Genomic DNA, 20881 nt, shown 5'->3' on the forward strand with positions numbered 1-20881 from the left:
AAAATTAACAATGCATAAATAGGAATTTTCAAAGGTTTCTTACATTCTATTGTGTTATAAATCAATATAATAAGTGTTTTGGACGGATATTTTTGAAAGATATCGAGTATTCTAATGATACCAATAATTTCGATTTTCTTATAATTACTTTTATCATGAAAACATTGATAATCATTTATTATGAAGAAGTATTTTTTTATTAACGCTATGCTGGGGTTATTATTCATGGGGTGCTCCGTAGATAATGGCGAAATGAATTTAGAAGAAGATCAACTTTTAATTGCAAATTCGATATTAGATGTTGAGGGATGTGTATCAGAAACCTATGATTTAAATAGTAATTCTGAAGAAAAATTAGGAACATTCATTATTACCAATGATTTGGATGAGCTATACTTAAATTTCACCTCTGTTGAAGGCTATAAAATTTCTAAAATTAATTATGAGGTAGCGGTGAGTGAAGATGACTTACCTATCAATAACGGAGGTATTATTGTTAGTCAGTTAGAGCATTCTGAAAAGTTTTCACCTGCTATTGATTATTTGGGAGATAGTTTTTCTCTGGATAGTTTCGGAGAGACAATTCCTGCTTTTTTAGTTGTAGCAGCTAGAATTCAATATATGGATGAATCTGGAGAAACCTATGCAGTTTGGGTTGGAAATAAAATGGCTGGAAAAAACAACAGTAAATTTTTAGAATATCCAATTTGCATACCTCAACAGGAGCCGGTGTGTGAGGTTGATGCAGGTTCAGATAATTCGGTAACTCATTCTTATAGACAATTACTTACACTTGGGTTAGTATCTGCTGACGTTAAAGAGATGTATTTAGATTTATTAGAAGATGGTGTTAGCCGTGAAGGCACTTTTGATCCTACGATCACACAAATTCTTAATTTTATATATGCGAATGAAGCTAATAGATATGGAGAACACTCTACAACTTATACTGTCACAAATGAATTAAATGGTGAATTTTGCACAGATTCTACCTTATTGACTATTACCATTACTCCATAGTATAAAATTTGTTTAAAATAAAAAACGATACTTAAAAGTGTCGTTTTTTATTTTAAACAAATTTAAAACCCGATTCCACTAGTCTTGGATCTGTTTGGACTGCCTGTCTGGAAATCCATTTTACATTGATTGAGATGTACCCAAGATCTTCTGTTGCTGTTCCATGGCATAAATAAATACCTTTATGAATATGCGGGTGTTTTATTGCAACTGCAGGGAAGAGAACTATGTCAAAAATATTACCTTCTATATCGTAGAAAGTTCCAAAATACATATACTTCCCATTAGAGGTGCCGGTTTTTTTTGAGTTCACAAGATTCCCATAGATCTCTACATTTTTGCCAGTAAGAACTTTGAGGTCTTTAGCAGTTATTGAATTTCTTACAGGTTCTTTCAAGAGATCAAACTGGCTGCATAGCGGAAAACCTAATAGCTCCATTTGATCATAAGCTTCTATAAGTTTTGAGAATTCAAATTCCGGAAGCTCGAAATCTCTGTGTTTTGGTTTAAAAAGTAATGCCTGATTGCTTGTGGGTTTACTGTTTTGAAGTTTAAAATAGGCTTTCCATAATAGGTGATGCTTGTCAAAATTTGTAAATCTGAATGCGTTAATTTTAAGTAGCAGGCTTATCTGTTCTATTGAAATATGTACGCGATCTATAAAATCGTCCAGAGATTTAAATATGCCAAAAAACTGCCTGTTCTCAAGGATCTGTCTAATAGTTTTATCTTCAAGCTCTTTAATATACCCCAGCCCCAGGTAAATGTCTTTACCATAAATTGTGTTGGGATGGTCGCTTTTATTAATACAGGGAGGATGTATCTCACCTCCGCATCTTCTAATTTCCTGAATATAGGTTTGAAGGTCATAGAAACCTCCCCCGTTATTGATTGCTGCTACCATAAATTCCAGCGGAAAGTATTTTTTGAGATATAAGCTCTGATAACTTTCTACCGCATAGGAAGCGGAATGACCTTTTGGAAAAGCATAACCGGCAAAAGAAGAGATCTGTTCCCAGACTTCATTGGCTAGTTGATCTTTGTGTCCTCGTTTCTTACAATTCACACGAAACGTCTGTTCAATCTTTTCCATCTGACCTTTGGAAGTCTTTTTTCCGCTCATTCCGCGACGAAGCACATCAGCATCATCTAAATCCAGTCCGGCAAATTCAAAAGCGACCTTCATTACATCTTCCTGGTAGACCATTACCCCATAAGTCTCTTCCATGATTTTAAACATCACAGGATGAGCTTGTTTTCTACGTTCGGGATCACGATGCCTGCGAATAAACTCCTCTTTCATTCCGGCACTTGAAATTCCCGGTCTTATTACTGAACTGGCGGCTACCAGATTGTTATAATTATCGGTTTGGAGTTTAGTAAGCAGTCCGCGCATTGCCGGAGACTCTACATAGAAAACTCCTATACAATCACCAACTTTCAGTAGATCATTAATCGCCGGGTCTTTCTTGAACGCATCTATATTCTCCATATCTTCAATTTTCGCGGTGGGTTGATTTTGCTTTATAATTTCAATGGCATCGGTGATCTTGGAGAGTCCGCGCTGGGCAAGAATATCGAATTTATGAATACCCACTTCTTCAGCAATATTCATGTCTATCTGGATAGTCCTGAAACCTTTGGGAGGGAGAAAAGTTCCTGCATAATTATGAACAGAATCATTTAGTATAAGAATTCCACCTGAATGCACGCTTAGATAATTTGGGAAACCATCGATTAACCTGCTGTATCTAAGCACAAGTTTTTCGAGGTGATCCAATTCTTTAAAATTGAAAAATCCCTGAGAGAGCTTATCAATATTCTCTTTTGGGAGTCCAAAGACTTTGCCGAGTTCTCTAGCCACGGCACGACGTTTAAAAGTGACATAGGTTCCCATAAGGGCAGTATTTTCATACTTTTCAAAAATATAGCGGGTTACATCATTTCTGTCTTTCCAGGAAAAATCGATATCAAAATCGGGTGGAGAACTTCTGTTGGGATTAATAAAGCGCTCAAAATAAAGTTTCAGTTCAATAGGGTCTACGTTGGTAATTCCCAGAATATAAGCGACGATAGAATTTGCGCCACTACCACGCCCCACAAACGGATAATCCATCTTTTTGGCATATTCGATAATACTGAGATTGATAAGGAAATAGGACACAAACCCAAGTTCTATAATTACTCTCAGCTCTTTTTCCAGCCTTGCATGTACCTCCTCTTTCGCTTCTGGATATCTGTCAGAAAGTTTTTCATAGCATAGATTAATGAGTCTTTCTTTATCCTCTTCGGCAGAATTTCCGGCAACCTGTAAATTTCTATTCTGGGATTTTCCAAATTCAAAATTTACATGACAGGCATCCATCAAAATTTGAGTGTTTTCAAGAATATGTGAAAAATCTTCAAATTCTTTTTCAATGTCTTCTGGCGGAATCATTTGATGATAAAAAGAACCCTGTTCACTTTCCGGAAGCTTACTCAACAAGGTGTTATTATCTATTGCCCGAAGTAGTCGGTGAGCATTATAATCTCTTTTGTTCCTGAAACTCACGGTTTGAAGAACTACCAGTTTATCATTTAGTTTTCTGTATGCTGAAAACTTTAATTTTCGAAGACTCTCTGTAGAAACTCCAATAAACTCATTCTTTTGATAATCGTTCTTCTGCTTGCTGATCACTTTTTCCAGCGGATAAATAATAAAGCAGTCGGGCAGGAAAGGAGCTTCAGCTGGAAAATCTTTCTGAGCATGGATGTAATTTGAAAGATGCTCATTTAACTGCCTGTAACCTTCATTGTTTTTAGCAATGCCCACATATTGTTGCTGTGCTCCATTTCTAAAATCGATCCCTGCCAGCGCTTTAAAATTTGCCTCTTTTGCGATTTTTAAAAACTCAAGACAGGCTGATGTATTGTTAATATCGGTAACAGCAAATTGTTTGATTCCATTTTTTTGAGCGAGCTCACATAGCTCTTCTGTAGGCATTGTGCCGTAGCGTAAAGAATAATATGTATGGCAGTTTAAGTACAATGATCAATCAACAATTATCAGTTATCATCTTTTTTTTTGTCATGCTAGCCTCATCTCAGCATCTATTGTGTGTTACTTCCACCTTGGAGAGTAGGTTCTCTATCTTTTCTTTTTCCATTGATGAAAAAGAAACAAAAAAATCTAGTCTTCATTTTCTTGTTCACCCGTTATGGCTCGGAAGCTAAAAGAATGGAACTTCCTTCGGTCAAACAGCAATTCTTTTTTAACGCTTCCCTCACCTACGGGTCCCGAAGTCGAAACTGAGGACGTTGTATTCTATTTGAGACCCTGCAACGAGTTCAGGGTGACGTTCTGTTTTCGTCATTTCGACCAGTGGGAGAAATCTCAGAATCTAAAGTCTAACGTCTAAAATCTACTGTCTAATTATTGCTTCCTATGCGCAAGTACAATCGGTGGTTCCCCATTAAAAGGATTTCCCATTCTCCCAATGGTTTTTACATCCATACTTACGGCACGCATCACACTATGTTCTCCAAAGCGTTTTTTTATTTTATCTAACGAATTATAGAGATTGAGCATCTCTTGAGAATCATCAAAAAGATTGATCTGATAATGCCCGCCTACGAGTCCGCTAAAACGAACCCCAATTAGTCTTATAAGCATTCGTCTTGAATAAAGCTGTTTGAAAAGTTCTTCCACCTTCGGAATAAGAATATGATCAGCGCTGGTGTAGGAGATCTTAGCCTGTTTACTGTAGGTTTGAAAATCTGAATAGCGAATCCTTACACTTACATTAGAGGTGAGCTTGTTACCACGTCTTAGCTGGTAGGCAAGACTTTCAGCCATGGCGACCAGGGTTGCATGAAGCCGAACCAGATCGATGGTATCCCGGTTAAAGGTGCGTTCTGTCGAGATAGATTTTCGCTCATGAAAAGGAATGATTGGCGGATTATCGATTCCGTGAGCTCTTTTCCAAATGGTACGGCCATTCTTCCCAAGAACACTTTCCAGCACTTCTACCGGCATTTTTTGGATAGTCTCTATTTTTCGAACTCCAAGATTCAGTAATTTTTGAAAAGTTTTATTTCCTACCATTGGAATTTTATTTACCGTAAGAGGAGCCAGAAAAGATCTTTCGGTACCGGGTTCGATGATCTTTTGCGCGTAGGGTTTTCCTTCGCCGGTCGCGATCTTAGAAACCACCTTGTTTTGAGAAAGCCCGAAAGAAATAGGCAATTTTGTCTCTTTAAGAATGCTTTGCTGGAGTTCTTTTGCAAACTGGTGGATCCCGAAAAAGCGATCCATTCCGGTAAGGTCTGCATAGAATTCATCTACACTGGCCTTTTCAAAAGAAGGGACTTTATTTTGAATAATTTCAGTTACTTCATGGGAGAGTTTGGTGTAAATGGAGGCATTTCCTTTAATTACAATGGCTGAGGGACATAAGTGCCTCGCTACTTTCATAGGCATCCCCGAGTGCACTCCAAATGTTCTGGTCTCATAACTACAGGCTGCTACCACACCTCGATCTCCCAGGCCGCCAACAATAACAGGTTTTTCAATTAATTCCGGGTGCTCTCTTCGTTCTGCTGAAACAAAAAAAGTGTCCAGATCCAGGTGAATTATAGACTTTGTATTTTTCATAAATAGGAATAATTCCTTTTAATTGGAAATATTCCAAAATTATAAAATTAATCTGGTTTGGGATGTGGAGAGAACGTTAAAAAGTAATAGGTGTTTTTAGAATATCTCTGAAACCTAGAGCAGGTCTTTATTTTTAAGATCATCAAAAATAATATGATCAACAAATGAGCTTTCAGATTTTCTGGAGTATGGGAAAAAGACCAGTTCTTTAATTTCAGAAGCAGCGGAAAGAGTGCCGGTAAATTTAGCGGTATAACAAGTCATTCTAACAATGGTTCCCTCGGGATGGCCGTGAGCCTGAGCCTCAAAAACACCAAACTTCTCGATACTTTCCGGTAAAAGTTCTACAGAAAGTTCTTCTTTTACTTCTCTTGATAAAGCTGTAAGATCAGATTCGTTATTTTCTCGTTTTCCGCCGGGAATATACCATGTAGATTTTCCTTTGCTCAGGCTCATCAGGATCTTTTTATCCTGAATGTGGATATAGGCGAGTTTATCGATGAATTTTTTCATAAACTTATAAATTGAGAGATCAAGATTCCGAGTAATATTTAAATTACATTGCTTATCTACAAAGATGTCGCGAATTTGAGAAAATTTCGGAAGTAAAAGTTGAGAAAAAAAGCCTTAGATTTTGAAATTTATATGAGTCGATCAAATCAAACTTAATTTTTTCGTACCTTAATAGCTCTAACCAAAAACCAATTAATATGAAAGGCTCTTCCGGTAAACGTAGGTTGGTAAAGAAATATGTATCTGATTTTATCTTTTCTGAAAAGACGCGATTTGTTCTTGATGGTACAAATTATCAATTTTCCAGCGATGAGCCTGGAGGGAAATTTATCAAATTCCGGTTTGAGAAAAACCCTTCTATGAAAAAACGGAAATACGTTTTTAAATGTATCTATAAGATGATGCGTAATTTTCAGTCATCATTGAACTAAATACTAAAAAAGCTCCTTCAGTATGAAAGAGCCTTGCTTTTAATGAATAATTTTAATCTTATTCTTCTTCCATTTCTGTAGTGGTTGAATCTAATACTTTACTGGTAATATTCATTACCTCCAGTTTCCAGTCTTTATTGGCTTTTTTCCAAATTAGAGTATAGGCGCCATTATAAGTGTTATTCAAACTGTCTCCCTTCACCTGATAGCTATACGTACCGGCCTCATACGCGATATTTTTTCCAGAATAATTTGCCTCAGGCTGTGTTTTAAGTCCTTTCATCATAGGAGCAGAAGTTTTGTACCATGCGCGAATACTATCAGCTGTCATACTGCTTCCTTCCATATAGAGCACTGCAGAAGAGGAGGTAAGACTGTCCAGACTTGCGGCGTCATTATTATTCCAGGAGTCTATCCATTGTCTATTCATTTCGGTAGCATCACGAACTTCAGCCTGCTCTGCCATATCGTCCATGTCGTCAGTTTCTTTCTTTTCAGCATCATTACAGCTGTAAATGAACAGCAGTGCGAAAAGTGGTAAAATCTTTAATAATTTCATATTGGTGGGTTTAAAATTTATACTCTAATTTACTTAAAAACAGTGAGTAAGTCTGTTTGATTCTTTTGTTCTTAAATTAAGGAAATGGATTTTAAGTTTATGTAAACCCTTGAATTCTATTCATATTTTTATTAAATTTAGAAAAGCCTGTTTCGTAATGAAGATTAGAATAGTCATTTTCAGTATTTCATTATTGCTGTTTTCCTGTATGAGATCACAGGAGAATAGTTCATTCAGGCTCGTTGGCGGCCCTTGTGAAGGTTGCGAGGCCGTACAGGAATATGGAGATGAAGATCTTAATGCTGTAGATACACTGCCTGAATTCGCTTCCGCAGAAAATAAGCTAAAAATCACCGGAACTATTTATGAATCAGATGCTAAAACACCTGCAGAAAATATTATTCTATATATCCACCATACCAATGTGGAGGGAATTTACCCAACTAAAGGTGATGAAAAGGACTGGGCAAGTCGACATGGCTATTTAAGGGGGTGGGTAAAAACTGATAAAACCGGTCATTATACTTTCTATACCCAGGTGCCGGGCAGTTATCCCGATGGTCGAAATCCAGCACATATTCATCCATTTATACTGGAACCTGATGGCAGATATTACTATCTGTCTGCTTATTTCTTTGAAGGTGATCCATTGCTTACCAATGATCATCAAAAAGATCCTCCCAGGGGAAGTAATGGTATAGTCCAACTTCAGAAGAAAGGAGATATGTCCTTAATTCAAAGGGATTTTATTTTAGGTAAGGGAATTCCGGGTTATGAATAAATAATCCCTTTATTTATGGATCGATTTTAAAAGTCTTATTATCGGGACCGATTCCTTTCAGGGTTAAAGACTTCCATTCTTCCGGAAGTATAGGATTTTTCTGTTCGATTCCATTTTTAGTAATTTCAAGCCCGCCAAAACCGAATAATACCGTTTGTAACATTCCACCGGCACCTGTGGCGAAATAAGAGAAATTACTGGTAGCCACTTCAGATAATGCTCCAAAAGGAGCTTGCTGGTTTGGAATATAACTCTCTTTAAAAAGACGGTATGCATTTTCAGAATCTCCTAAACGGGCATATAGTATGGCAAAGATAGCCTTTCCCATAGCAGGCCCCTCAGGAGAGAGCTTTGGTTCATAATACTCCAGGTCTTTTATAATCTCTTCTTTATTATTCACCACATTCAATGGGTAAGATAGAAGATTTACATCAGCTTGTTTTATAATTTCTCCATCATAATCAGCGTGCTCACGGGTTACACCATTTTCAAATTTCAGGATTTTTATCCCGGATGAAACTTCCTGCCATTTTGGATTTGGAGTAATATCGAGTTCCTCAGCAGCCAAACGGGCGTATTCAAGCACTGTTTTGGCGGCACCGTTGGTAAAAGCGTTATCGTTTACATTGGGAGCGAATTCATTGGCTCCAACAACATTATTGATAGAATAGGAGCCGTCATCATATGGCGAAACCCTACTTACCCAGAAATCGGCAACCTCCTTCATAAGAGGATAGCCTTTTTCTCTTAACCATTCTTTATTTTGAGTTACGCGGTAATAATTCCAGAAGGCAATCCCTATATCAGCAGTAATATGATGTTCAAACGGGCCGGTTAATGCAAATGGCGGTGTAGCTTCCTCTCCGGTATCATCACTTTCCCAGGGAAACATTGCACCATCATATCCATAATTTATTGCCCTCTTTATAGCCGGTTCCAATCTGTCTGAACGGTAATTAACCAGTGACCTCGCAATATCCTGATTTAAGAGCAGAAGAGGAGGGAACATCCAGAGTTCTGTATCCCAGAAAATATGCCCGTTGTATGGAGTTTGCAAGGATAACCCCATTGGCGCAATACTTAAATTAGAATCTCCACGGGCAAATGCATAAAGATGGTATAAAGCCAGTCTTACATCCTGCTGACTTTTAAGGTCACCTTCAATTATAATATCGCCTTTCCAGAGATCTTCCCAGGCTGAGGTGTGTTGACCTATTAAAACTTCTTTTGAGTTCAGGAGATTGTATATGGCCATTCTTTCAGATTCTGAAACCGGATCTGAAAAATTCTTCGTGGTGCAAATAGAGCCTGCCCAGGCAAATTCTGAACTCTCTCCTTTGCTGATTTTTTTTTCAAAGCTTAAGGTGTTTTCATGATCAGATTTAACCTCATGTATCAACTCAGGTCTTTGATGCTCGCGAGAAGAATTTATATCGTGCCAGATGAAAGTTGCAGAAGTACTTACAGTATGTTTTCCAAAGGGACTATCTGCTACAGATTGTAATATAGGCATGGTAGTTTCCACATCGCGCAGAACTTCATAGGAGTTTTTAGGTTTTTGATATTCTTCCGGAGTGAGGATCTTACCTGAAACTTTAAGGCTGATATTTTCTTTAGCATTCACCTTTACATCTAAATATCCGCTATATGGTAGATTTCTCAGGGCATAAACCGAATAGGATATATCAGCCTTATTTTTGAATGAAAAATAAGTTGTTAGAACGGCTTCTTTGAGATTTAAGGTCTGCTTCCAATTCGAAATATTTGAGGAATCGATTTTCTCTCCATCAATATACATATCGAGATTTCCGAAATTCATTCCATGTAAAACCTGGCTCACCTCTAAGTTGGGATCAACATCATATACATTATTGAGTACGACATGCTGAATCTCCAGCGGATTTTTTGAGGATAACATTCCAATTCTTCCGTTTGCCAGTGCTATTCCCGTATATTCAGAATTATCATCAACGGTAATATTCCAGCCGTCATTCTGAGCATATGAAAATATGGAAATTTTGAAAAGCAGAATGATCAGGATTTTTTTCATAGTCTGATGTTTTTGTATTTTTTATAACCTGTTTTCAGGAAGGAAATGAGGATCTTTTCATCATCCTCTAAATGCTTAATATGCAATTGAATTGCAGTTTATTTATTCAGCTATTTAACTTTATTTGGTTTTAGCGATCCAGTTATCGATTTTATTTTCCAGTAACTGAAGTGGTACACAACCGGTTTCCAGAACTTCTTTGTGATATTCTCTAATATCAAAATTGTCACCCAGCTCTGTTTTTGCTTTTTTTCTTAATTCCTGGATCTTTAGCTGTCCAATTTTATAAGATAGTGCCTGTCCTGGATTTGCCATATATCTTTCAATTTCTGATATAACACTAGCTTCCGGTTCAGCTTCATTTTCTAAAGAATACTGAATGGCTTCTTCGCGTGTCCAGCCTTTACTATGCAGACCAGTGTCCACAACCAGACGTACAGCACGATGCATTTCGGCACCAAGTGTCCCGAAATACTGATAAGGGTCTGTATATAATCCCAATTCCTTTCCTAAAGATTCAGAATATAAAGCCCAGCCTTCACCGTAACCACTATACCACAATGTTTTTCTGAAATCTGGTAAATCTTCATTTTCCTGGGTTAAAGAAATCTGGTAATGATGTCCTGGTATCGCTTCATGCAAAAATAAAGATTCATCACTATAAATATTGTAGGCAGAAGCATCTGGAATAGGAACATAGAAAATTCCGGGTCGTGTCCCATCCAGCGAGCCAGGATTATATTCGGCGCTGGCAGAATTTTCGCGAAATTCTTCTGTTCTTCTTACTTCAAAAGCTGTTTTTGGGGTAACGCTGAACAATTTGCTAATGTGTGGTTTCATGGTTTCATGAATTTCTTCAAAATTAGCGATCACTTTTTCAGGCTTATCAAAAGGCATTAGATCTTTATTCTCCCGTACATGATTAAAGAAAGATTTAAGGTCACCTTCATAACCCACTTCTTTCTTTACCTTTTCCATTTCTTTTGAAATTCGAGCTACTTCGTCCAGGCCTAGCTGATGAATTTCTTCTGCAGTCATATTGGTAGTGGTATAAAGCTTTATCTGGTGTTTGTAATATGTATCACCCTCAGGAATATCTGCGATTCCGCTTGATTTTCGTCCCTCTGGTAAATACTCGTTCTCAAGGAAAGAATGCATCTTTTTATACTGCGGAATCACTTTCTCAGTGATCATTGCCGTATATTCTTCTGTAATTCGCTGTTTCTCTTCTTCAGAAAAATTATCAGGTAAATTATTTAGCGGTCCATAGAATAAGTGGTTTTCAACATCAGCATTGGTCATGGATTCCATTTGAGGGATCACTTTTTTGATTAGCGATGCAGGTAAAACATAACCTTGCTGCATTCCTTCCCGCATATTATTTTCAGCAGATTCCATCCAGCTAAGAAAACCATCCACACGTTTTAGCCAGTTTTCATAATCTTCCACAGTTTTAAATGGTTGGGCTCCAGCGCCACTTGCGAGTTGTCCCATAAAAAGATTTACAGACCACATCTGGTCTATAGGCATGTATTTAGATTTTTTAAATTCCATAGAGGCAAGGTTCATCTCGCATTCCCAAAGCAGAATTTCCTTGCTCATTTTTTCGGTCTCAGTAAGATCTTCATCGCTTATAGAATTGGCTTTCTCCTGATATTTTGTATAATAATTTCTCAGGCTATCTTCATATTCCTGAGAGAGCATATTAGGAAATTGATCGTTATAGCGCATATCTCCTGAGGTGGTTGCTGAAATTGGATTCAGCTTCAACCCATCTTCATAGTAATTATTCAGAATAGAGTCAAATTTAGCACTCACTTCAGCTTCATTATTTTGTTCCGAAGTTTTAGCTGTATCATTTTTACAACTTAACAAGCCCGCAATTATAAAAAGGAGAAAAATTTTCTTGTACATCTTTAAATTTTAAAAGGATCTCTCAAAGATAAGGAAAACGGAAATAGATTTTCAGCAATAAAAAAGCCCCGCTATTTGCGAGGCTTTCTTCTAATATCTTAAATCTAAAGTCTAAGATCTATTCTTAGTATCTGTAATACTCAGGTTTGTATGGACCTTCAACTTCAACACCAATATATTCAGCCTGGTCCTGCTTAAGCTCGGTAAGCTCCACTCCAATTCTTTCCAGGTGAAGTTTTGCTACTTTTTCATCTAAATGCTTAGGAAGCATATAAACTTCGTTTTTATACTGATCTGTATTTTTCCAAAGTTCTATCTGTGCTAAGGTTTGGTTGGTAAATGAGTTACTCATTACAAAACTTGGGTGGCCAGTGGCACATCCAAGATTTACCAAACGACCTTCAGCTAGAAGTATAATATCCTTTCCGTCGATAGTATATTTATCAACCTGAGGCTTGATCTCTACTTTCGTGTTTCCGTGGTTTTCGTTCAACCAGGCAACTGCGATCTCATTATCAAAGTGACCAATATTAGCAACAATAGTTTTGTCTTTCATCGCTTCAAAATGTTCTCCTCGAACAATGTCTTTATTTCCTGTAGTGGTGATCACGATATCGGCTTTTGGAAGTACTGTTTCCAGTTTCTTTACTTCAAAACCGTCCATCGCGGCCTGTAGCGCACAAATAGGATCAATTTCAGTAACAGTTACAATAGAACCGGCACCTTTAAAAGATTGAGCGGTTCCTTTACCAACATCTCCATATCCACAAACAACTACACGTTTCCCGGCAAGCATTACATCGGTAGCACGACGAATCGCATCTACAGCACTCTCACGACATCCGTATTTATTGTCAAATTTCGATTTGGTCACAGAATCGTTTACATTGATCGCAGGCATAGGAAGTGTTCCTTTTTTCATACGCTCATATAATCTGTGAACTCCTGTGGTAGTTTCTTCAGAAAGTCCTTTGATACCTTTACCAAGTTCAGGATATTCATCCAGCACCATATTGGTAAGATCTCCACCATCATCAAGAATCATATTTAAAGGTGTACGCTCTTCTCCAAAGAAAAGTGTTTGCTCGATACACCAGTTAAATTCCTCTTCCGTCATTCCTTTCCATGCATACACAGGGATTCCGGCAGCAGCAATTGCCGCAGCGGCGTGATCCTGGGTAGAGAAAATATTACATGAGCTCCAGGTAACATCAGCACCAAGCTCCACAAGAGTCTCGATTAATACTGCTGTCTGGATGGTCATATGTAAACATCCCGCAATTCTTGCTCCTTTTAAAGGCTTAGATTCACCATACTCTCTACGAAGGGCCATAAGACCTGGCATTTCTGCTTCAGCAAGTTCTATTTCACGGCGACCATATTCAGCAAGTTCAATATCTTTTACTTTATAGGCGGTATACGGTACTGTTTTAGTTGACATATTATTATATTTGAATATTAGCAATTTTGTGAATGCAAAAATAAGGAAAAGCTTAGAAATTTTATGCCTCTTTATAAAACAATAACAGTTGATGAACGTACTAAAGTCTTCATTTGGAAGGTGGAAGAATCTTTTGAGTGGTTATCTGAAGGTGTTGAATTAACAGATCATTGCCAGAAGAGAGTTGATGGAATGAAGTCTGAAATTCATAGACGGGGTTTTATGAGCATCAGGCATTTGATGGCTGAAGCTGGCTATACAGATCACGATCTTTATTATGATGATCATGGAAAACCCCATCTTAAAGATGATAAGTATATTTCCATTACGCATTCCTTCAACTTTACTGCGATCATAATTAGCAATAGGGATGTTGGGATAGATATTGAAAAGCAACGAAACAAGATCCTTACCATTGCCAATAAATTTACTCCGCTGGATGAGTATCATACGCTGGCAAACGAAGAAGCTTTGATACGGAAATTAACCATTGTCTGGGGTGCTAAAGAATCGGTTTATAAAATGCTGGCCCAACCGGGAATTGGTTTTTTACAGCATATCAATGTGACCGATTTTGACTTTGATGATTTTAAAACCACCACTCATGTGAGGTTTAACGGGATTGACGATTGGTTTGATATCAACTTCCTGGAATTTGAAAATTTTACCTGCGTTTTTGGTACGCCTTCTAATACTAAGCCAAACGCCTGATGATCGATATTCAAAGTTATCTGGAAGAAATTCAGGAGGCGGTCTATGAGAATCGAAAGCAGATGGCTGTACTTGTGGATCCCGATAAATTTGATGAATCCAGAACCTCAGAATTCTTTCAAAAATTACCGAAAGACACGACTCATGTTCTTGTTGGCGGAAGTGAAGTAGAAGAGGGCAGAACATCTACAGTGGTAAAAGCCATTAAAAATGTTTGTGAATTACCAGTTATCCTGTTTCCGGGAGATCATAGCCAGATTTCTTCTCACGCTGATGCCTTGCTTTTTTTGAGTCTTATCTCTGGAAGAAATCCTGAATTTCTTATCGAGCAGCAGGTGCGTTCTGTAGAAAAAATCAGGAATACGAATCTTGAAATTATTCCAACCGGTTATATATTAATTGAAGGCGGTAAAAAAACTTCAGTGCAAAAAGTAAGCAATACGGTTCCATTAGTTCAAAGCGATATTCAGCAAATTGTGAATACGGCACTTGCGGGGCAATATTCCGGAAAAAAACTGATCTATCTGGAGGCTGGCAGTGGTGCTCAATTTCCTGTCTCTGCAGCAATTATCCGTTCAGTAAAAAAGGTTCTGGAAATACCAGTTATCGTTGGTGGAGGCATTCGCAGCATAGAACAACTTCATTTGGCTTATAATGCGGGAGCAGATTTGGTGGTAATAGGAACTGCTTTTGAAAATGATTCCTTTAAGCACTAATTTTCATCCTGAATAAACTCAAATATTGCTTAATTAAACCTACAGTGTCATTATAAAAAATCATTGCTTTCAACTAATTGATATTCTGGTGAACTTTCAAAAAGTAAATTGAGAACATTCATATGTCCCGCACCGTAAATAACTAAGATCTTATCTTCAGGCCTCACTTTAATTCTCTGAATATTCCTAAAGATCTTTAAGTTCCTGTTGAACCAGCGTCCGGTTTCAAAGTTTACTCCAAAAAAGTCTCCGGTTTCACTTTCATAGGTAAATGGACCAATTAAATAATTTCCGAGGCTTTTTTTAATGTTTTCAGGATCATTTAATCTTTTCAACTCCGTCAAAATCCCTTTTTCTTTAAATATCTTTTTTGGATTATATTTCCTGGAAGAATCAAGATCGCTTTGATAGTATTTAGTGAATTTCTTCTTTTCTATGCTATCGTTGCCAAATAGTACGTTTTCAACTTGTTGGTTAAAAGTACCCCATTCATCTACACAATAAAGTTTTTTTATCCCAATTTGTTTGGCTAATCTAAACCCTATTTGATCTCTTTCATTTCTTTTCAGATCATATTCATCAGCTAAATAGGAATTAAATAACGAATCAACTTCCTGCTGTTTTGAAGAAGGGTGTTCAATTACGATAATTGACGGATTGAAATTTTTTAGCTTTTCAACAATTAGCATTATTTCTTCTTGATGTTCAGGCTCTAGTACATCAATTTGATTTGATTCTTCGGTTTGAACAAAATCCTTATTAGGGAAATTGAAGTGAAAAGTGCCTAGTGTTAGAACTTTTGTCTTATTCTCCTGGGCATTAATTTGAAGCGTAAATAACAGGCTAAATAGCAGGATGTAAAATTTCATTATTATTTTTAATAATGACTGTAACCCTTTTTAATTTGTTACACTGTCTTTAGAAATTGTGAACATTATTGGTTTCAGGATCTCACTTTTATTGCGAAACTGTTTATGAAAAAAATTTTCCCGAAGCTGCTCAAAAAGCTTAAATTTAATGGTGTGTAACTGTAAATCAATCAATTATGAAAATAGAGAATCCAGTCGTATGGTTTGAAATCTATGTAAACGACTTAAACCGAGCCCAGTCTTTTTATCAAAAAGTATTTAAAACTGAATTGACAGAAATTGGGGATCCGTCTGATGATACCGTGAAAATGTTATCATTTCCCGGAGATATGGAATCTAAAGGAAAAGCTTCCGGGGCATTAGTATATATGAAAGAAATGACGGCGGGTGGGAATAGCACCATTGTTTATTTTGGGAGTGAAGATTGTAGTATAGAGGAGGCCCGAGTTAAAGATGCCGGCGGTGAGCTGTTAAGACCTAAAATGTCTATTGGCGAATATGGTTTTATAAGTCTTGCAAAAGACACCGAAGGCAATATGATCGGGATCCATTCTATGCAGTAATTCGCTTTTCAGAAAAACCATTTTGTTCAAGCTCAACTAAATTAGATTTAAAAAAGATATTTCGTAGGCTTTGCTTTCTGGAAATGATGAAATTACCTCGGCTGTTTTGTCATAAATGATTATCATTTTTCCTTTCATTTATAGAGTTTGTCTAGCTGCTGAAAAAATTTCACCAGGATGTTTTTGGAGTTACTCGTTGCTACTACGTAGTAAAAATTTATTTATTAAGTAAAGAGTTTCACTTCCTCACTAAGATGACCTGAAAAAGAATAGCTATTTTAAATATTCCGTTATTTCCACCTTCATACCTCTAAATCTAAATTTTCATTTTGTTTTGGCTAACTTTGGGTGGAAAAATCAATTTCAATGAACATTTCAGTAGAACTTACCCTAACACCAATTCAGGATGATTACGAACCGGCGATCATCAATTTTATTAAAAAGATGCGTGAATCTGGACTCACAGTAAAAGAGAATCCTTTAAGTACCCAGGTTTACGGAGATTATGATGAGGTCATGGCATTATTAAATAAGGAGATCAAAAATGCTTTTGAGGCTATAGAACGTGGACTCCTGTATGTAAAGTTCGTAAAATCCGACCGTAGCGAGTATGCAGCCGATTTTTGATTTTTTCTTTGATCAATATTCCGGATACCCAACACTATTTATAATTCTAGAGATCATTGCCGTGATCTTCGGGTTTTTATCTGTATGGTATTCCAAGCAGAATAATATTCTGGTATATCCAACCGGTATTATAAGTACCGTAATTTTTGTATATCTGCTTTGGCAATGGCAGCTTCTAGGGGATATGATGATCAATGCTTACTATTTTTCAATGAGTATCTACGGCTGGTACATCTGGACAAGAAAAATAGATCCGGACCATTTTACACCCATTACAAGTACTACCAGAAGAGAACAATTTCAATCGGTCTTTATATTTATCGGGACTCTTCTTTTTGTATTCAGCGTTTATGAATATTTTGAAAAATGGAATAACTGGACGGCCTATGTAGATACGATTACCACTGCTATTTTCTTTGTTGGAATGTGGCTAATGGCAAAACGTAAGATCGAGAACTGGATCTACTGGATTATAGGAGATATTATTTCTGTACCACTTTATTTTTATAAAGGCCTTATTTTTACAAGTTTGCAATATTTAGTATTTACCATCATTGCAATTTATGGTTATAAAGCATGGAAGAAACACTTGCGCAACGACCTGCGTCCTGCATAAAAATCGTCCTGTTTGGACCTGAATCTACCGGAAAGACGACTCTTTCAGAAGATCTCGCCAATTATTATAATGAACCTCTGGTAAAAGAATATATGCGTGAATACCTTCAGCAGGTATGGGATTCTGAAAAGCGTGTTTGTGAACCTAAAGACATTATTTCAATAGCTAAGGGGCAGATGGAAGCTGAAAACAGGCTTTCAAAACAAGCTGAGAACCTTCTTATTTGTGATACTAATCTTTTAGAGTTGAAGGTATATTCCGAAGCATATTATAACAACTATTGCGATCCTCAACTTCTTAAACATGCGTTAAACAACAATTATGATCTCTACTTTTTAACGTATATTGATGTTCCCTGGAAACCAGATGATTTAAGGGATAAACCTCACGACCGTGAGAAAATGTTCCAAAAATTTCAAAATACATTGGAGAAATATCAAAAACCTTATTTCATTTTAAGAGGCAACAGGGAAGTGCGTTTTAAAAATGCAGTGAAAAAAATTGACGAACTAATAAAAAAGCAAGAATCGTGAAATTTAGAGAAAGGGATATTCTGCAAATTGAAGAAAAAGGGCTTTCAACGAAAGAAGTAGAAGAGCAAATTGAGATTTTCAAAAGAGGAAATATTAAGGTGAATATTACTGAAGCGGCCACGGTAGGCAACGGAATCAGCAAAATTGATTCTGCTGAAAAAAGGGAGCTAATAGATTTATATGATGCCGAAAAAGACGAATATAGTATTTTAAAATTCGTTCCGGCCTCTGGGGCGGCTTCGAGAATGTTCAAAGCCCTGCATAACTTTATAGATGATTTTGATCCGGAAAGACATGGATTAAGGGAATATTTAGATGCCTCTGGAGATGCCGATCTTCAGCGATTTTTCAACCATATAGAGAAGCTTCCTTTTTATGATAAGGCTATTGAGAAAGCTAAAAAAAATCAATCTAATTACGAAGATCTATCTCATGACTCCCAGACGAAAATTCTGGTCCAAACGATTCTGGAATCAGACGGATTATATCTAAGCAATCTTCCAAAAGGTCTGGTGCCTTTTCATAAATATAACCAGCATACCGCTACTGCTTTTGAAGAACATCTTTTTGAAGCAGCTGAATATGCTGAGGTTGATGATGTTGCAAAACTCCATTTTACGGTGGCTAAAGGCGATAAAGATAAATTTAAAGGTGAATGGAAAGAAATTCAGGAGCGACTGGAAGATAAAACGAAAGTGAAGTTTGAAATTGAATATTCTTACCAAAACCCTAAAACCGATACTATAGCAGTTGACAACGATTTTGAGCCGTTTAAAACGGAGGAAAACGATCTTTTCTTCAGGCCTGGTGGCCATGGCGCTCTTATCGAGAATATGAATCAACTAGATGAAGATATTGTTTTTGTGAAGAATATTGATAATGTGGTTACAGAAGATAAAGTTCAGAATGTAATAGACCATAAAAAAATGCTTGGAGGTAAACTTTTCCAGGTTCAGAAAAAAGTTTTCGGTTATTTAGAAATATTAGATAAGGGTAATGTTCCTTCAGAAAAATTAGATGAAATTCAGGACTTTTTAAGAAAAGAACTGTTTGTTAAAAGTTCATCTAATCAAGAGTTATTTATTGAAAACCTGAAGGAAAAATTGCATCGTCCGCTCAGAGTTTGCGGGATGGTTAAAAACGAGGGAGAACCCGGAGGAGGACCTTTTCTGGTAAAAGATAAGAATGGCGTGATCTCACTTCAAATTATTGAAGGTGCTCAGATTGATAATGATAATCCTGAACAGGCAAAAACGGCTCGGGAAGCTACCCATTTTAATCCTGTAGATATTGTGTGTGGTCTTAAAGATCATAATGGGGAAAGTTTTGATCTTCATGATTATGTTGATGAAGACATGAGTTTTATTGCCGATAAAACAAAAGATGGCAAACCGCTAAAAGCATTGGAGCGTCCGGGGTTATGGAACGGAGGCATGGCAAAATGGAATACGGTCTTTGTGGAAGTTCCTGTTGAAACCTTTAATCCGGTGAAAACGGTTTCAGACCTGCTTAAGGAATCGCACCAACCAGGATAATATGGATGAAGAGCTTATTTTAACTGAACTGGACTATAAAGCAGTAAGAAGCTCTGGTCCAGGTGGGCAGCATGCGAATAAAACAGCTACTAAGGTTGAACTAAGTTTTAATGTATCTAGTTCACAAGCTCTTAGCGATAAGGAGAAAAAGAGGATCTCAAGAAAACTTTCAGGAAGAATTAATAAAGAAGGAATTCTAAAGATGAATAGTGAAGATTCCAGAAGCCAGCATACTAATAAAGATATTGTAACCGGGAATTTTATTTTTGAAATTAAAGAAGCTCTTAAAAGACCAAAACCCAGGAAGAAAACCAAACCCACCAAAGCTTCAAAAATTAAACGTCTAAAAGCCAAGAAAAAACAATCTGAAATCAAAGCTCAGAGAAAAGATCCTTTAAAGTAAAATACTGGGGAATTTATCCCCAATTGTGAGTAGAAATCCACATAAATTTTGAGGAAATTTGTAACTGGTTATTTAAGTATTTGGGTTAAATCTATGTTTTTCAGTATTTAAGCTTATGTTTATGCAGCTTTTTATAAATGGTACGATTATTACAATGTAATAAATAGGTTAGTATTGGGAATAGAATAAATTGACAACTAACTAATTTATTCTGTTTTATAATTTAGATTTTCGGATTGAAAAGGCTCCTTATGGAGCCTTTTCTATTTTAAAGCCTCAAACAAGTAGACCATTTATTCCAATTGATCAATTCAAGTGATGATTAAATTCCACAATCATTGTTGCTCGATGCTTATTTTTCTACATAATATTTTGTGAAAAACATATTTCAAAACTTAATATTCCTCTGTTTTAGTGATGTTTAGGGTTAATTGATGAAAATGGCATAATTATTCTATACCTATTTAGTATAACAATATGATCAAAAAACCAATTAGATCAATAAAACTATAAATTATGAAAAAGTTTGCATTAAGTATGATGACCATTGGAGCAATGTTCTTTGCTACTCAAAATTTACAGGCACAGGTAGAAGAGGTGGAAGAGATCGAAGATGAAATGGAGATAGAAGTGGAGCAGGAAGAATTTGCTTCAGTTGATGTTATGGAGCTACCGCAAGCCGTGAAAGATGCTCTAATTACAGATTATAATGGAGCTGTTGCTTCTGAAGCCTGGGTGAAAGTTAAAGGAGATATGAAAGTTTATAAACTCAAACTGGATGTAGCAGGCGAGACTGAAAAAGTTTATATAGATCAGGATGGAAAATGGCTTGAAAAAGATGATTTAAAAGAAACCGATAAATAGAGGTCCATTTATTGGAGAGACCAACTCCAGGACCACAGATCAATGAAAAGTTAAGTAGTAAATCTACCCCGGTAAGCTCGCAAAAAAATGACTGTGTTTAGG

Annotated in this window: 20 protein-coding genes; 12 read left to right on the forward strand and 8 right to left on the reverse strand. The window is 36.7% G+C overall.

Going from position 1 to position 20881, the window contains the following annotated elements:
* Positions 1-180 precede the first annotated feature (180 nt).
* Positions 181-1020, forward strand: a complete 840-nt coding sequence (locus tag BLT95_RS11470; protein WP_157718053.1) for a hypothetical protein — start codon at positions 181-183, stop codon at positions 1018-1020.
* 52 nt (positions 1021-1072) lie between these two features.
* On the opposite strand, the gene dnaE is transcribed toward BLT95_RS11470, so the two are convergent.
* From dnaE to BLT95_RS11485, 3 genes are all read right to left on the reverse strand, one after another.
* Entirely contained in the window at positions 1073-4048 is a 2976-nt protein-coding gene (dnaE, locus tag BLT95_RS11475; RefSeq protein WP_089666320.1) for a DNA polymerase III subunit alpha, read from the reverse strand.
* A gap of 384 nt (positions 4049-4432) precedes the next feature.
* Positions 4433-5653 (reverse strand): DNA polymerase IV, encoded by a 1221-nt coding sequence (gene dinB, locus BLT95_RS11480; protein WP_089666321.1) that lies wholly within the window; start codon positions 5651-5653, stop codon positions 4433-4435.
* A gap of 114 nt (positions 5654-5767) precedes the next feature.
* Positions 5768-6166 (reverse strand): NUDIX domain-containing protein, encoded by a 399-nt coding sequence (locus BLT95_RS11485; protein WP_089666322.1) that lies wholly within the window; start codon positions 6164-6166, stop codon positions 5768-5770.
* A gap of 197 nt (positions 6167-6363) precedes the next feature.
* On the opposite strand from BLT95_RS11485, the gene BLT95_RS11490 reads away from it, so the two are divergent.
* On the forward strand, positions 6364-6597 hold the full coding sequence (locus BLT95_RS11490) for a hypothetical protein (RefSeq protein WP_089666323.1): 234 nt from the start codon (positions 6364-6366) through the stop codon (positions 6595-6597).
* A 58-nt stretch (positions 6598-6655) separates the two neighbouring features.
* On the opposite strand, the gene BLT95_RS11495 is transcribed toward BLT95_RS11490, so the two are convergent.
* Positions 6656-7156 carry a nuclear transport factor 2 family protein gene (locus BLT95_RS11495; RefSeq protein WP_089666324.1) on the reverse strand — a complete coding sequence of 167 codons (501 nt, stop codon included), beginning with the start codon at positions 7154-7156 and terminating at the stop codon, positions 6656-6658.
* A gap of 157 nt (positions 7157-7313) precedes the next feature.
* On the opposite strand from BLT95_RS11495, the gene BLT95_RS11500 reads away from it, so the two are divergent.
* Complete coding sequence (locus BLT95_RS11500) at positions 7314-7937, forward strand: intradiol ring-cleavage dioxygenase (RefSeq protein ID WP_089666909.1); 624 nt, start codon at positions 7314-7316, stop codon at positions 7935-7937.
* 13 nt (positions 7938-7950) lie between these two features.
* Here BLT95_RS11500 and BLT95_RS11505 read toward each other — a convergent pair whose 3' ends face one another.
* The 3 genes from BLT95_RS11505 to ahcY form a co-directional block, all read right to left on the reverse strand.
* Positions 7951-9987 (reverse strand): glycoside hydrolase family 65 protein, encoded by a 2037-nt coding sequence (locus BLT95_RS11505; protein ID WP_089666325.1) that lies wholly within the window; start codon positions 9985-9987, stop codon positions 7951-7953.
* Positions 9988-10107: 120 nt separating this feature from the next.
* Positions 10108-11901: a DUF885 domain-containing protein gene (locus BLT95_RS11510; protein WP_089666326.1), complete on the reverse strand. Its 1794-nt coding sequence runs from the start codon at positions 11899-11901 to the stop codon at positions 10108-10110.
* Positions 11902-12025: 124 nt separating this feature from the next.
* Positions 12026-13342: an adenosylhomocysteinase gene (gene ahcY, locus BLT95_RS11515; protein ID WP_089666327.1), complete on the reverse strand. Its 1317-nt coding sequence runs from the start codon at positions 13340-13342 to the stop codon at positions 12026-12028.
* A gap of 63 nt (positions 13343-13405) precedes the next feature.
* Here ahcY and BLT95_RS11520 point away from each other — a divergent pair, with 63 nt between their 5' ends.
* Both BLT95_RS11520 and BLT95_RS11525 read left to right on the forward strand, forming a co-directional pair.
* Positions 13406-14053 (forward strand): 4'-phosphopantetheinyl transferase superfamily protein, encoded by a 648-nt coding sequence (locus BLT95_RS11520; protein ID WP_089666328.1) that lies wholly within the window; start codon positions 13406-13408, stop codon positions 14051-14053.
* The gene (locus BLT95_RS11525; RefSeq protein ID WP_089666329.1) at positions 14053-14769 is read left to right on the forward strand and encodes a geranylgeranylglyceryl/heptaprenylglyceryl phosphate synthase; all 717 of its coding nucleotides are present in this window, start codon (positions 14053-14055) and stop codon (positions 14767-14769) included. The genes BLT95_RS11520 and BLT95_RS11525 overlap by 1 nt, the downstream gene beginning before the upstream one ends.
* A gap of 50 nt (positions 14770-14819) precedes the next feature.
* On the opposite strand, the gene BLT95_RS11530 is transcribed toward BLT95_RS11525, so the two are convergent.
* The gene (locus BLT95_RS11530) at positions 14820-15638 is read right to left on the reverse strand and encodes a DUF5694 domain-containing protein (RefSeq protein WP_089666330.1); all 819 of its coding nucleotides are present in this window, start codon (positions 15636-15638) and stop codon (positions 14820-14822) included.
* Between the two features lie 176 nt (positions 15639-15814).
* Between BLT95_RS11530 and BLT95_RS11535 the strand changes: the two genes are divergently transcribed.
* The 7 genes from BLT95_RS11535 (at position 15815) to BLT95_RS11565 (ending at position 20779) form a co-directional block, all read left to right on the forward strand.
* Positions 15815-16201: a VOC family protein gene (locus BLT95_RS11535; RefSeq protein ID WP_172822590.1), complete on the forward strand. Its 387-nt coding sequence runs from the start codon at positions 15815-15817 to the stop codon at positions 16199-16201.
* A gap of 366 nt (positions 16202-16567) precedes the next feature.
* A complete protein-coding gene (locus BLT95_RS11540) occupies positions 16568-16828 on the forward strand; it encodes a YkoF family thiamine/hydroxymethylpyrimidine-binding protein (RefSeq protein ID WP_089666331.1) in 261 nt (86 codons plus the stop codon).
* Positions 16812-17444 (forward strand): nicotinamide riboside transporter PnuC, encoded by a 633-nt coding sequence (pnuC, locus tag BLT95_RS11545; protein WP_089666332.1) that lies wholly within the window; start codon positions 16812-16814, stop codon positions 17442-17444. Before BLT95_RS11540 ends, pnuC begins: the two co-directional genes overlap by 17 nt.
* Positions 17405-17977, forward strand: coding sequence for an ATP-binding protein (locus tag BLT95_RS11550; RefSeq protein WP_089666333.1), 573 nt, complete (start codon positions 17405-17407; stop codon positions 17975-17977). Before pnuC ends, BLT95_RS11550 begins: the two co-directional genes overlap by 40 nt.
* Complete coding sequence (locus BLT95_RS11555) at positions 17974-19512, forward strand: DUF4301 family protein (protein ID WP_089666334.1); 1539 nt, start codon at positions 17974-17976, stop codon at positions 19510-19512. Before BLT95_RS11550 ends, BLT95_RS11555 begins: the two co-directional genes overlap by 4 nt.
* A 1-nt stretch (position 19513) precedes the next feature.
* Positions 19514-19915: an alternative ribosome rescue aminoacyl-tRNA hydrolase ArfB gene (gene arfB / locus BLT95_RS11560; protein ID WP_089666335.1), complete on the forward strand. Its 402-nt coding sequence runs from the start codon at positions 19514-19516 to the stop codon at positions 19913-19915.
* A gap of 516 nt (positions 19916-20431) precedes the next feature.
* Positions 20432-20779, forward strand: a complete 348-nt coding sequence (locus tag BLT95_RS11565) for a hypothetical protein (protein ID WP_157718054.1) — start codon at positions 20432-20434, stop codon at positions 20777-20779.
* Positions 20780-20881 lie beyond the last annotated feature (102 nt).

The sequence above is a fragment of the Gramella sp. MAR_2010_147 genome, assembly GCF_900105135.1.
GTDB lineage: Bacteria > Bacteroidota > Bacteroidia > Flavobacteriales > Flavobacteriaceae > Christiangramia.